The sequence below is a fragment of the Paenibacillus sp. FSL R5-0341 genome (assembly GCF_037975235.1).
GTDB lineage: Bacteria > Bacillota > Bacilli > Paenibacillales > Paenibacillaceae > Paenibacillus > Paenibacillus amylolyticus_A.
Genome location: NZ_CP150241.1, coordinates 6524747 through 6539312 on the forward strand (window position 1 = coordinate 6524747; position 14566 = coordinate 6539312).

The following is a 14566-nucleotide window of genomic DNA, read 5'->3' on the forward strand; positions in this document are numbered from 1 at the left end:
TCTTCGGGACAGATGATTTTGCTTCCTGATCGAAGCCGTCAGCATCTGTCCGCTACATCGCGAAGGCGTCATTGTGCGCCCTCTCGTAATTGACGAATTTATTAAAGTTTTTCAGGAAGACCAGTTCCACCGTACCTACCGGACCATTACGCTGTTTCGCGATAATAATCTCGATAATGTTTTTCTTCTCGGTCTCCTGGTTGTAGTAGTCATCCCGGTACAGAAACGCTACGATGTCGGCATCTTGCTCGATCGAACCCGATTCCCGCAAGTCACTCATCATCGGACGTTTATCCTGACGTTGCTCTACACCCCGGCTCAGCTGGGACAACGCAATAACCGGAACTTCCAGTTCCCGGCCAATCTGTTTCAGTGTACGTGAAATCTCGGATACCTCTTGTTGACGGTTCTCCCCTGCTTTACCACGTCCACTAATCAGTTGAAGATAGTCGATGAGGATCATGCCAAGGCCTTTCTCTTTCTTCAGACGACGGCATTTGGCACGAATATCCGCTACCGTAATCCCTGGCGTATCATCTATGAAGATGTTGGCTTCCGACAAAGCTGCAATGCCCATCGTCAGCTTCTGCCAGTCTTCATCACCTTTGAAATCACCCATACGCATTACGCTGGCATCCAGGTTGGCTTCCGCACAGATCATACGTTGCACCAGCTGGGCGGCTGACATCTCCAGACTGAAGATGGCTACCGTCTCCTGAGCCCGAATGGCCACGTTCTGAGCGATATTCAGGGCGAACGCCGTCTTACCTACCGAAGGACGGGCCGCTACAATGATCAAGTCACTGCGCTGGAATCCGGCAGTCATCTTGTCCAGATCAATAAATCCGGACGGAATGCCCGTCGTTGTTCCCTTGTTCTGATGTAGGGTCTCCACACGATCGAATACTTCCATCAGTACGTCCTGAATGGCTATAAAACCACTACTGGAGCGACGGTTGGAGATCTCCAGAATGCGACGCTCCGCTTCTCCGAGCATGGCTGCAACATCTTCGCCGCCTGTATATCCTTCGCTCACGATCTGTGTTGCCGTACGAATCAGGCGACGCAGCATCGATTTCTCTTCGATAATCTGAGCGTAATAGTCTACGTTCGCCGCTGTAGGTACACCATGAGCCAGCTTCGCCAAATAACTAACGCCGCCAATGTCCTCCAGTTCACCTTTATCCTTCAGAAGCGAAGTCAGTGTCACGAGGTCAATCGGTTGATTTCCCTCACCAAGCTGGATCATCGCTTCAAAGATTAATTGATGGGGCTTATCATAGAAATCCTCGGTTTGCACCCGTTCCATCGCTGTAATCAGGGCTTCGCCCTGCAACAGGATTGCACCCAGCACGGCCTGTTCGGCTTCCAGGTTCTGCGGGGGAATCCGGTCGAATAACATTTCGCCGCCCATCTTACTCTTCCGTTACCTGTACCTTCAAGGTTGCCTTCACTTCAGGGTGAACCTTGACAGTTACTTGTGTTACGCCGAGTGTACGAATAGGCTCGTCCAGCTCAATTTTGCGTTTGTCTACTTTCAAACCCTTTTTAGACAAAGCTTCTGCGATCTGTTTGCTGGTAATGGCACCGAACAGACGACCACCTTCACCGGACTTGGCTTTCAGTTCAGTCACTTCTGCTTCCAGCTTCTTCGCGAGTGCTTCCGCTTCTGCTTTCTCTTCTTGTTTGATTCTTTCTTCAGCAGCCTTCTGGTTGTCCAAAGTCTTCATGTTGCCATCTGTTGCTGGACGTGCGATTCCCCGTGGCAGTAGGAAGTTCTGTGCGTAGCCCTCAGATACTTCTTTCACTTGCCCTTTCTTGCCTTGACCCTTCATATCTTTTATAAAAATGACTTTCATTCGAACAGCCCCTCTTCCTTTTCGATTTCAGCCAGTACGTTCGTCAGCCGTTTTTCTGCCTCTCCAAGCGTTCCTTCAAGCTGCACGGCAGCATTGGTTAAATGTCCGCCACCGCCCAGTCGTTCCATGACAACCTGAACATTCATGCGCCCCAGCGATCTCGCGCTGATGCCAATCAGTCCATCCGGACGCTCACTAATCACAAATGAAGCGACCACGTCAGTCATATTCAGCAATGTGTCCGCCACCTGGGCGATCATCATCTGTGGAATCTTGCTGCCAGGGTCCGTGACCGCCAGCGCAATGTTCCCGTATACCATTTTAGCATGCTTTATGATTTCTGCCTTAGCAATATATTCTGACAGATCCTCTTTCATCAACCGTTGGATCATAATGGTGTCTGCACCACTGCGACGCAGGAAGCCTGCCGCTTCAAACGTTCTGGACCCGGTGTGGAGTGCAAAATGCTTCGTATCCACGGTAATCCCGGCAAGTAGAGCCGTAGCTTCCAGCGGAGTGAATTGTACCTTGTCATGAATGTATTGCAAAAGTTCAGTTACCAGTTCCGCAGCAGAGGACGCATAAGGCTCCAGATAGATCAACACCGCGTCATTGATGAACTCTTCACCTCGGCGATGATGGTCCACAACCACGACACGGGTTGCAGACTGTACCAATTTCGGCTCCATGGTCATGGAGGCCTTATGCGTATCCACCACAACCAACAACGTGTGCTCGGTCATCATCTGAGTTGCCTGTTCTGGTGATACGAATGCTTTGGACAACTTCTCGTCCTTGTTCACCTGCTCCATCATGCGTTCAATCGATGGATTAATTCCATCCAAAACAATCCGGGCTTCCACATTGTACAGACTGGCCGCTTTCCACACTCCGATGGATGCGCCGATCGCATCCATATCCGGAATTTTGTGGCCCATGATAAGTACCCGATCACTCTCCTGCATCAAATCACGCAGCGCATGAGCAATAACGCGGGCTCTGACCCGTGTGCGTTTCTCCACTGCATTGGACTTGCCGCCATAGAAAGACAGGCGTTGCCCGGACTTCACAGCAGCCTGATCGCCACCACGTCCGAGTGCCATGTCCAGACTGGACTGTGCCAGTTCTCCCATCTCACTGATGCTATCCGATCCAAATGCCAGTCCTACACTGAGTGTCATTGGCACTTTGAGGTCAGCAGTCATCTCCCGAACTTCATCTAAAATGACAAATCGGCTCTGCTCCAGTTCCTGCAAAGACTTATGGTTCAGCATCAACAGATACCGATCAGAAGATAGACGACGCAGGTACACTTCGTACCGCTTGGCCCATGACGTAATCTCACTGGTCACTCGGGCAATTAGCGCTGTACGCTGCTGGTCGTCCATGCCCTGGGCAGCCTCGTCCAGATTATCCAGAACAAGAATACCCAATGCAAGGCGCTCATTTTCATATTTATCACGAAGAATGGCTAGCTCCGTAATCTCGTATACATATACATACCGCTCCTGCGGGTTATGAATAACTCCATAATGCCGATCATCCAACTGGAATTCGTCATGAAACTCCTTGGATGAATGTTCCTTGGTCCCATCCTTCTTCTCTTTAGGCTGAGGAAGTTTGGGAAACAAATTAAGTAGCGGATTACCCACCATTGTCTTCTCCTGGAACATCTCCGCGACAAAGCGGTTATGCCACTCTACCGTACGATCTTCGCTGTACAGCACAATTCCGAATGGAAGCATGCTGACCGCTTCCCCTTCCATCCGTTTGATCCGAATAGATAGGCCATTAATGTAGTCGTTAAGCTCACGGCGGAACGCGAGCTCCGCCTTAATCATGACGATTCCCAGCGCCGAAGCCAGTATCAGACTAATCAAACCAAGCGTCCAGTTATAGATGGTAACGAACATCACGAGCAACAGCAGCAGTATGAACGCCCATACGGTATAGTAGCCGTGCCAGCGTTTCTTCAGAAATTTAGGCATGACTCATCACCCTATCGTTTTGATTTCGATATTGCCTCACGAAGCGGGAACGCCAGATCGATAATTCCGATAATCCGAAGCGGACCAATGAAGAAGACCGCAACTGCAAGAAAATACGGTATAACCGGATTCCATTTCTTTGTATGTGAGAGAAAGAAGAAGAAGCCGATCGCTTGAATCATGAAGCCCAGATTGATCAATGGCGACAGATTCATGGCAATCATAGTCCAGTACGTTCCATCACTTTGTCTAGAGATGACTTCGATCAACAAGGCGAGGAAATAATACCAGATCAGCGCACGCGGCATACGCCACTCTCTCGCTGGTGGAAGCTTCGATACCATCACACCCATTACGTTCAGGATCGGACGAGCAATAACGTGTGTGATGAAGGCCATTACCATCGATGTAACAACGAGGGCAAAAGGAATCATAAGCTGCGTTTGTTTGGCAACATCCTCGGTCATCTCAGGCGTCCATGCAAACCCGTTAATCATCTGATTGGATGTATTCGTTAACGGTTCAATGGTCAGTCTGACCACATCTTCAATATAGCTGGACAGGTCGAATTGGAAAATGACACTGCCGACCAAGAGCAACAATAAGTATTCTGCTAGCATCGTGACACTTCCCGCCATAAGCGTGAACAGGGCCGATTTACGTGTTTTATACGCGTGACCCATAACGAGCGCAGGCAGGGTAAAGATAAGCAATAGCAGCAGATAGATCGGATGGAATATCACCAAAATAACGGCCACTGGCACGAGATGCCATATAAATGATTTTAAAGATAATGAAGCATACAAAATAACTCCCGGAATCATCATAAAAAATATGGCAAGTACCGATAAAGGAGTTAACAGCGAAAGTAGTAGGAGCAGATAGACTGCACTCCAAACAGCTGATTTAAAGCTAAATTTCAACAAATTCACCTCTTACGCATATGATCTTCTAGCGCGGAAATATCCTGGTACCAGTCTTCAAGCTGGTGACCTTCCTGTTTATGCTTTTTCAACTTCTCAACAAGCAGTGCATCCAGATCCTTGAAAGGAATACCGAGCCTGCGGCCCAATATGTAACTACTCATAATCAAACTGGCAAGACTGTCTCCGATTCGAGTTGTACTGCCTTCCCATAACGCCTTGAATAATCGGGATACTTGATCAAGTACTTCGGTTTTAAGCCATTCAATCACTTTAGCGCGTTTGGCTACATCCAGTTCTTTAGGCATTTGGCGAAAGTCACTCTCCCCCGAAAAAGCTTTATTCTCGATTATAGCATAAAAAGAGGGCCCGCAAAATTACCCCAAAAAGCGGAGAAGTTCTCCGAAACTGATGTCAGGTACTTATGCGGAGTCCTCCGTACATCCAATCGACATATATACTTGTAAACAAACTTCGAATGCGTCCTTGGTTCAGGACTTCTTAAGTTTAACATGATACCGGACGGCTGTGATTATCCCTGCTGTCACAATAATGTTTATATTCGTTACGGCTTACTTGGCCTTAATCGATTCTTTGGCTACAATGCCTTCGCAGTACTCAATAATTTGACTCCGTCTGACAATACCAATGAACCGCTCCATATCATCCACCACAGGAACAAAGTTCTGAACTTTTGCCAGATTAATCAGGTCTTCCATATTGGCGTCAATAGACACGGGCTTAATATCCAGGCGAAGCGGAACGTCTTTGAGCAAGAACTTTGAAGCGTTTTCAAATGAAATCTTTCCCTCGGCATTCTTCATATACCACAATAAGTCGCCTTCGGTAACCGTACCAATATATTTGCCTTCCTTATTCAAAATGGGCACCGCCGTAAACCGATGATACTCCATCCGTTCCAACGTTTGCCGCAGCGTAGAATCCGACGTCACGCATGTAACCTCTTGTTTGGGCAGCAAAAAAAATGCGATGTTCATACCCTTACGTATCCTCCTTGTGAATTTCTTCGTTCAACTTATCTCGCTCAACTTATATTATACGGATCAGAACGCAGGATGTTCCAAAAGGATCATGGATCTCACTACAAAGAAAAAAAACAGCAGCCCGCGAATAAACGTACTGCTGATTGTGGTCTACAACAAACCATCGGTATGGAATTGATTATTCAATCATTTGCCGGTCAGGGATCATTACTTCACCGGCTGGGGTCGATTGATCCATCCAGTTGTTAATCAGCTCTTTGGCATATTGGACATCTTTCTCGTCAGCACGGCCATAATAGATACCGTCTTTACGCATCCCCTCACCCAGAATCGTAAAGCTTGAGATCTGTGGTTTCTCCTGAGTAAGCACCTGTTTAGCCAGATCAATAATGAAAGAAGCTCGCATATCCGTCTGGAAGCTATCTCCCATGATCTGAATCAATTCCGGAATTTTGGCGATTTGATTCAAATTCAACATCTCATTCGCCATCGCGTTCAAGAAAATCTGCTGCCGCTTGGTACGATTAAAATCGCTATCCTCACGGTATCTTACATAATACAGTGCTTCCTGCCCGTCATAGATCGGCTTGCCACCTTCAATTGTGAATTGCACATGATTCGGGTCCTTGTTCACAATGTCCTCATCAATCGGCAGTTTTACACCACCAAGCGCATCAACGACTTTTTTGATCCCGTCGAAGTTGATCGTTGCATAGTAACCTACATCGGCATTAAGGAATTTCTCCACCGTATTGATGGACATATTCTCCCCACCGAACGCATAGGCATGCGCCAGCTTATCATAATCATCTTCGCCGTCCTTGTTCGCATCCCGTCCCACAATCTGCACATACGTGTCACGTGGAATGGACACCAATAGTACACGGGACTCTTTTGGACGAACTACAGCGTAGATCACTGTATCTGAACGTCCACGCGTCTTCTCATAGGCGCGTTTGTCCGAACCCAACAGTAACACCGAGAATGGTTCCTTGCGATATACCGTTGGATCAGGCGTATTGTTACCTTCCTGCGGTACATAAGATCGGGATAGCTGATCTTCTACCGAACCGGCGAGAAACAGATCAAATGCAGCTACAGCCAGCTGTTGACGGAACAGATAACCTCCGATTAACAAAACAACAAGCGAAACGAGCGTTATATATAGGCCTTTTCTTCTTTTCTTCTTCTTATCTTTAGTTCTGCTTTTCATCCATTGATTCCTTCTTCACTATCAAAATGATAATCCATAATACCAATTAAACGTCTGGCATGCCTTGTGACTCGGTGTTCTCTGAAGTTTTCTCTATCTGGAATCAAGACACCGCTTACGCTCGTTCTATTGTAATCATTGCGAGGAGATGAAAAGTTACAATCCGGTTAAATTGAAAAGAACAGCGACTCCTTTTTTAGTTACAAAAGGTACACTGTTCTCTTCATTTCGACACACTATTGAATCAGTTTGTGGATATACTTTCCACATGCTGACTCTTCTCTTTTTGACGCAAACGTCCCGTTATCAGCGCAGCTACCAGCGTAAGCACACTGAATACGACCGCAGACCAGAAGAGGCCATTGTAACCCTGACCTGTCGTTTGATGCACTGCCTGAAGCAAGACATCACGGATACCTTCATCAGGAATTTGGGACAGGCCCGCTGTCAGACTGGACACATCACTCCCGGATGATCCACCCGAGGCATATTGCTCAAGCATCTCAGGCGGCACCTGAATTCCTTTATCAGCAAACCCTGCCTGAATGTTGGACCCCAAATTAATGAAAGAACGTGCCAGGAATCCGGCAAAAATCGTAGGCGCAATAGCCATAGCCATCTGGCGGAATAACGAACTGGTTGCTACCGCGATACCTTTGTTGCTCTCTCCCGCCTGTTCCGTGACAAGTACGTTAACTGGCGCACCAAGCATCATGCCGAAGCCGATACCTACGAGCGTACTCGCGATGACAAATTGCCAGATATGCTCTACCCATAGCGGGAAAAGTAGGAATCCAATAGCGGATAACACACCCGCAACCGATAACGTCCAGATTGGCCCTTTGCGGTCAACGAGGTATCCACCTCCGCCTGCCCCAATGCCGGATGCCAGCGCGAGCGGAGTAAACCAGTACCCGGAGGCTGTATTGGATACGCCAAGATATTGCTCAACAAATCCGGGAATAAAGATCACTGAGGCCAGAATGGCTCCTGAGAAAAAGGCAATCAGCAGCGTCCAGCGAAAGGACGCGATGCCCAGAAGCTGTGTCGATACAACAGGTTCACGTTCAGATCCTTCGAGTCTTTTTTCCATGAAGTAAAAGAGCACCAGAATGATCACACCTGCCAAGAAGAAACCGTAGAACATCGGTGACCCCAGACTTTGAAGCATGTTCACACCGTCCAGATTACTGAAGCTATACATTAAACTGAGTACACCTAGTGTTAGGACAGCGATACCGCTCCAGTCCACTGCTGCACGGTTCAGTTCCTGCTCTTCATGAATAAATCGAATACCCGCAATGAATAGCAAAATGGCGATAGGCACGTTGATCAGGAACAACCAATGCCAGTTGCCCGTAATGTCCAGTATGAAAGCACCAACATTGGGCCCCAAAATGGCGGCAACACCATTCATACCTCCAAGCAGACCCAAAGCAGTACCTTGACGCTCCACTGGGAACTTGCTTAATACGTATGAGCTGGCAATGATAAAGATCCCCCCGCCGCCCAAAGCTTGAATGACACGAGCGATCAGGAAGAAGGTAAACGATGTGCTTAGCGCGACGAGCAAGGACCCGATCCCAAACAACGCCACTTCAATCAAAAATAGTTTCTTGCGACCATAACGGTCCGACAGCTTGCCCGCAATAGGAACACTCACTGCAAGTCCAAGCGTGTAGAGCGTAATTGTCCACGCCCCCCATGTTGGCGACACACCAAACGATGCATTTAAGGTGGTCAGTGAAGAGGTGATGATCCCATTATCCAGCGCAGCCATAAATACCCCTATGGCAAACAGGATTAGCGGCCATTTCATTTGTTTTTGCATCACATGTTACCTCCCGATCAGATCTTAAATTCAGTATCGTACAGTTGGTTTGGCACATATATATTAAACCGAATTGAATAATAATGACTCACTGGTCATTTTAAAGCAAAAGAAATCCATATGTCAATTTAATAATATGGTTATATGGTTCATTTTACCTCTGCTCCGATAAAATAAAGCTGCCCACAGGTTCGGTCGAACCTGTGGGACAGTCCTCAATGTCTAACGTACTATGGCTGCATCAGATGACGATTCAGGAATTTCTCAATCGCACGGTACAGATCAAGCTGATTCTCTACGTTCGCGAAGCCATGACCTTCGTTTGTCTTTAACATATACGGTACATCAACTCCACGCTTACGTAATGCTTCAACGATCTGGTCCGACTCGGCTTGTTTGACACGTGGATCATTAGCGCCCTGAACCACGAATAATGGAGCCTTCATCTGATCGATGTGGAAGAGTGGTGAAATAGCTGTCAACAGTTCCTTGTCCTTCTCTGGATCTCCCACACGTTCATAGAACATACTGCGCTCTGATTCCCAGTAAGGTGGCAGTGAATCCAGAAGGGTAAAGATGTTGGAAGGTCCAACATAGCTAATTCCTGCAGCGTAAACATCTGGTGTGAATGCCAGTCCTGCAAGAGCCGCATAACCTCCGTAGGATCCACCATAGATCGCTACGCGCTTCGCATCAACCGTTCCCTCTGCAACTAGCCAATTCACGCCGTCTGTGAGGTCGTTCTGCATGGCTTTACCCCACTCTTTATTACCAGCATCCAGGAATTCCTTACCGTACCCCGTGGAGCCACGGAAGTTCACCTGTAGAACGGCATAGCCACGACTTGCCAGAAATTGAATCTCAGGATTGAAGCCCCATGAATCACGAGCCCAAGGACCACCATGTGGAACAACCACCAGTGGCAAGTTAGAAGCCTCTGCTCCTTGAGGCAGTGTAAGATAACCATGAAGGGTTAGACCGTCACGTGACTTATACGTAATGGGCTTCATGTCCGACATTTGGCTCTCATCAATCCAAGGTGCGGCATCAGCCAATTTATCGAGTTTGGCTGTTTTGGAATCGTAGAAATAATATGTGCCCATTGTTTTGTCGTTATAGGCTACAAAAAGTACCTGGCCTTCCTCACTTATGCTGGTTAGACTAACTTCCTTGCCTGGCACTTTCGCTTTGATATCCTGCATTAACGTTTTGAACTCTTGATCAAAGAATTCATAGTTCACTTTATCTGTTTCATACACAGCAGCAAGAATAGTTCCTTTTTCTTTGGAAGGGATGAAGCTGCTTACATCCACATCTTTATTTTCATAGATGGTTTTGGTTACCTTCTTGCTGCTTGGACTGTACTCTACAATTGCCGTTTTGTCTCGCTCCAAGTTAGATACGGCATAGATATTTTTATTGTCGTACGTGAACATGACTGGAGCAAAAGTCTCTCCCAGCTTCGTTGTCAGTAGCGGCTCAAATTCTTTATCCTCTGATTCACGATACAGTAACGAAGACACATTACCATCACTGGATACGGCAACACGAATTTTGCCTTCGTGATCCGTTAACCAGCCTGTAATATTGCCCGGATTCTCTGCCGCAAGCACAGCCTCTCCTGTCTTGATGTTAATACGGTATACATCGAAGATGCGTGGATCACGTTTGTTCAGACCTACCAGAATCTCATCCGGAATATTCTCAAGCGGATCTACCAGGATGGCTCTTGTATTAGGATACGGCGTCAGATCCTTGCTGTTTTTACCATCGATATCCGTAATATATAAATGATAATTCTCGTCGCCTGCCTTATCTTGCACGTAGAGCAGCTTGTCATTGGTTGCCCATGCAAATCCTGCGATATTACGTTCTGTTTCACTCGTAATGCGTACAGGCTTATCCTGGCCGTTTGCGGTAACTACGATATTCATGCGGTTGTTCCATGGCTCCAGGTAAGCGAGATGTTTACCGTCAGGCGACATCTGGAACCCTGCCTGAGCAGGCTGTTTGAAGAAGTCCTCCAGAGGTGTGAGACCCTCTGACTTCACATCAAGTCCAAGCGCGAGATACAGGGCATCTGCGAATTCGCCATGAGTCACCGATTGTTTGGCATTAAATGCGCTACCTTCGATAATAAAATGCTGCTTAACCCGTGCAGCGTCATTCGCATGTACAGCTGGAATCTGATCGGCATCGCTGTATACTACCTGGATTCCATTATCCTTCAGTTCGAATGCACGCGTAAACAACGATGCCATTTGTGCACGTGTAAGTGGCGCATCCGGGGCATAGCCTTTTGCCTTCCCTTGAATGAGCCCACCTTGCTTCAGAGCGTAGATGGCAGGCGCAGCTTCATTCTCCGGCGTAACATCTGCAAAACCTGTAAGTGATGCAGGCGCATCCAGTTTAAGTACACGTTGCAGAATGATTGCCGCTTCGGCACGAGTGATCGGAGTTGTTACCTCTGTGATTTCATCTATGTATCCCAGTTGCTGTAGTGTTCGTGTCGCCTTGGAAGCAATGGCCTCCGAGACTGCCGCTGTAGGTTTTACGGCTTCTGCCGCTTGTACAGCTGGTTGAATCAGTGCAACGGACATGGCCATGGTAAGCGTGAGAGCGTATACCTTTTTGCTGATCGCGTTCAAACGATTTCCCCCTTTAAAGTGAATTACAGAATAATATGGTATTATACGTAAGTCATTTTACCATGATTAACCACGAGATAACAGCGAGAAGAGCTCCTATACAATGTCCTTGTTCACAAGTTATTTCGATCCCGAAAATCCATAGTTGAACAACTTCCGTGTCTCCACAAAACGCCCTTCACGAGTATCTGTTCCAAATACAACGGAAATCAGTCTTTTGCCATCACGTTCAGCTGTCCCAACAAAATGATATCCGGAATCTTCATCATACCCGGTCTTCAATCCGTCATTCCCATCGTAAGCATACGGCCCACCAATGGAGGACAACATCCAGTTCGTGTTACTCATATACATTCCTTTTTGATGCATCGATACTTGCATTTGACTGGAGACTCTTAAGATCTCGGGATGGTTATTCAGCAGATATCGCGCAAGCTTACACGCATCTATAGCCGTCATTAAGGTCTGCCCTTGTATTTCCATCGGACGATTAGGACCAAGCAGCTTTTCACTCAGGCCTGTTGAATTCGTGAATTGTGTATCCTCAGACAGCCCAATCTGAGTTGCTTTTTGGTTCATCTGCTGCACAAACTTATGCTCTGTACCACTGATATGTTCAGCCAAAGCAACCGCTGCATCATTCGCTGAATAGACAGCTACAATCTGGAATAAATCCTTTACTGTTAATTGCTCACCCTGTTTCAAGGTCAGTTGACTGCCCCCCACCGAACTGGCATACAGACTCACATTCACAAGATCGTCCCAGCTTATATCACCATTGATCACGGCCTCCATCACAAGCAGTTCTGTCATCAACTTACTCACGCCTGCCGGAGCAATCTCCTCAGAGCCGTTAAAGTCCATTAAGACCTGTTCAGAATTCATATCCATTAAGACAGCAGATTCAGCTTTAATTCCCGGTTTGCCTACCAGCATGTCCGGTTTCACACCCAAATATATAATGAGCAGCAGAGACAGTAGCATACCTGCCCGTTTCCACCATTTTTTCATAAGATAATCACCTCTTACCTATATAGACGAAGTGAAAGGGTATTTTGTCTGCACTTTTTTGAAAAAAAGTTAAATTTTTTTTATTTTTTGGTTACAAAAAAAACATGAACCCCATACACCCATGCCAGAGTGTACAGAATCCATGTTTTTAAAGACACTTTTGTTCATTCTCCCGGGAGAATTTTTTCATTAAAATTTAGCAACCGAGTTCTGAAAGGACCCCAATCCTTACAGCTGCTAATTACTGAATTGTATTACTCAGCTACAACTGCTTTGTCTGCGTTAACTTGCAGGTCACTCAGATAAACGCCTGTTCCATCACCAATCGCATAGTTCATTACACGTTTGTTAACCGGTGCTACAACTGCACGATACAGTGTAGGGAATACAGGAACTTCGTCTACCATGTATTGCTGCCATTGATTGTAGATCTCTTTACGCTTGTCTACATCAAATGCTTCAGCAGAGATACCCTGTGCCAGCAATTTGTCATTCTCTTCGCTAGAGAATCTGGAGAAGTTATACAGTGCATCACGGCCATACAGACCGGATGGATCTACGTCAATACCAACGCCCCATGCCGCTTGATATACATCAATGTTCGGATCATCTTTACCTGTGTTACCTACACGGTCATAGAAGCTGTTGAACTCAACCATTTCCAGGTTAACTTTCAGACCAATAGCTGCCCAAGATTGAACGTAGTAACGTGCCAATGGTTCAGCAGTGTCGCCACCAGTCATGGACACAAAGTTGATTTCGAGTGGTGTTCCATCCGGATTGGTACGGAATTCACCATCCAGTTTGTAACCAGCTTCTTCAAGTAATGCTTTCGCTGCTTCTGGATCATATGCTACACCCGGATTACTGGAATCATGGAATTCTGGGTGAGATGGTGGAATCAGAGTTGTTGCATTCCAGCGCAGGCCGTTGTAGAAACGTTTACCTACTTGGTCATTATCTACAGCCATCCACATTGCTTTACGCAGATTTTTGTCACCCATTTTTGCTTCGGCATTACTTACAACTTTTCCGTTCTCTTCATCCCACGTACCCAGTTTGAAACCGATGTACGTATAAGCACGATCGATTGCGCCCAGGAATTCTACGTTAGACAGGTTTGCATTGTCTTTGTATTGATCTGTCGGGAATGCATCCACAAGGTCTACCCCGCCAGATTTCAGTTCTTGAACAACCGTTGTCGGGTTGATAACTTTCAGAGTCACACTATCCAATTTTGGAGCCCCACGCCAGTAGTCGTCGTTTTTAACAAAAGTTACGGACTCACCTGGAGTGATTACATCCACTTTAAATGGACCAAAACCAATTGGTTTTTCACGTACTTCTTTGGAAGAAGACATTTTCGCTACATCCATATCTCCGAAGATATGTTTAGCCAATGGATATGTCCATACGCCACCTGTCAGCAAGGACGGTGTGGATTCTTTATACGTAATGCTGATTTGTTTGTCGCTCAGCACTTTAATACCAGAGATTGTTTTTGCTGTTCCAGCATGATATTCATCCATACCTACTACACTAGTAAAGTTGGAGTCATAACGAGGGCCGTCATAACCCTTACTACCAATCACTTCATAAGCAAACTGCAGATCTTCAGCCGTTACCGGTTTGCCATCATGCCAGTTTACATTGTCACGAATGGTCAGTGTGAAAGTTTTGCCATCTTCGGAAGTCTCATATGTTGCAGCACCATCATTGGTGTACACATAGTCTTTGTCCCATGTAAGTAATGGCTCATCGAACCATTGTAATACCTGTGCATCCGGGTTACCGGAATAGAAGTTAAAGTTCAGTGTACCTTCAAAAGCAGTATCCGATACAAGTCCGAATGTAATGGATCCACCCTCGATCGCAGTACCTTCATTCGTTTTAACATTGTTGAAGTCTTCAATGGAGTAAACGCCCTCTTCATTAGCAGGTTTTTCCTCTGTTTTTCCTTCTTCTGTGTTGGTAGCAGGAGCTGGAGTAGCTGCTTCTTTCTCAGAGCACGCTGCGAGCACCAATACAAAGACCAGCATCATCGTGAAAAATAGTCCCCGTGAAAATAATCCCTTTTTCATGAACCTTT

The 14566-nt window shown here is 46.5% G+C and carries 11 protein-coding genes; all 11 read right to left on the reverse strand.

The window, feature by feature from the left end; translation table 11 throughout:
• Positions 1 to 52: 52 nt before the first annotated feature.
• Entirely contained in the window at positions 53 to 1414 is a 1362-nt protein-coding gene (gene dnaB / locus MKX75_RS29130) for a replicative DNA helicase (RefSeq protein WP_036611922.1), read from the reverse strand.
• 1 nt (position 1415) lies between these two features.
• Complete coding sequence (gene rplI, locus MKX75_RS29135) at positions 1416 to 1859, reverse strand: 50S ribosomal protein L9 (RefSeq protein WP_062836541.1); 444 nt, start codon at positions 1857 to 1859, stop codon at positions 1416 to 1418.
• Positions 1856 to 3847 (reverse strand): DHH family phosphoesterase, encoded by a 1992-nt coding sequence (locus tag MKX75_RS29140; protein ID WP_074092888.1) that lies wholly within the window; start codon positions 3845 to 3847, stop codon positions 1856 to 1858. Before MKX75_RS29140 ends, rplI begins: the two co-directional genes overlap by 4 nt.
• An 11-nt stretch (positions 3848 to 3858) precedes the next feature.
• The gene (locus MKX75_RS29145; RefSeq protein WP_339167881.1) at positions 3859 to 4770 is read right to left on the reverse strand and encodes a DUF2232 domain-containing protein; all 912 of its coding nucleotides are present in this window, start codon (positions 4768 to 4770) and stop codon (positions 3859 to 3861) included.
• 5 nt (positions 4771 to 4775) lie between these two features.
• The gene (locus MKX75_RS29150) at positions 4776 to 5078 is read right to left on the reverse strand and encodes a MazG-like family protein (RefSeq protein ID WP_017691445.1); all 303 of its coding nucleotides are present in this window, start codon (positions 5076 to 5078) and stop codon (positions 4776 to 4778) included.
• Between the two features lie 264 nt (positions 5079 to 5342).
• Positions 5343 to 5768 (reverse strand): CBS domain-containing protein, encoded by a 426-nt coding sequence (locus MKX75_RS29155; protein WP_062836539.1) that lies wholly within the window; start codon positions 5766 to 5768, stop codon positions 5343 to 5345.
• A 184-nt stretch (positions 5769 to 5952) separates the two neighbouring features.
• Complete coding sequence (locus tag MKX75_RS29160) at positions 5953 to 6987, reverse strand: LCP family protein (protein WP_076332209.1); 1035 nt, start codon at positions 6985 to 6987, stop codon at positions 5953 to 5955.
• Between the two features lie 244 nt (positions 6988 to 7231).
• Positions 7232 to 8818 (reverse strand): MFS transporter, encoded by a 1587-nt coding sequence (locus MKX75_RS29165; RefSeq protein WP_339167885.1) that lies wholly within the window; start codon positions 8816 to 8818, stop codon positions 7232 to 7234.
• 230 nt (positions 8819 to 9048) lie between these two features.
• The gene (locus MKX75_RS29170; protein ID WP_339167887.1) at positions 9049 to 11466 is read right to left on the reverse strand and encodes an alpha/beta fold hydrolase; all 2418 of its coding nucleotides are present in this window, start codon (positions 11464 to 11466) and stop codon (positions 9049 to 9051) included.
• A gap of 120 nt (positions 11467 to 11586) precedes the next feature.
• Positions 11587 to 12477: a D-alanyl-D-alanine carboxypeptidase family protein gene (locus MKX75_RS29175; protein WP_339167888.1), complete on the reverse strand. Its 891-nt coding sequence runs from the start codon at positions 12475 to 12477 to the stop codon at positions 11587 to 11589.
• Positions 12478 to 12731: 254 nt separating this feature from the next.
• Positions 12732 to 14558, reverse strand: coding sequence for an oligopeptide ABC transporter substrate-binding protein (locus MKX75_RS29180; RefSeq protein WP_339167890.1), 1827 nt, complete (start codon positions 14556 to 14558; stop codon positions 12732 to 12734).
• Positions 14559 to 14566: the final 8 nt, after the last annotated feature.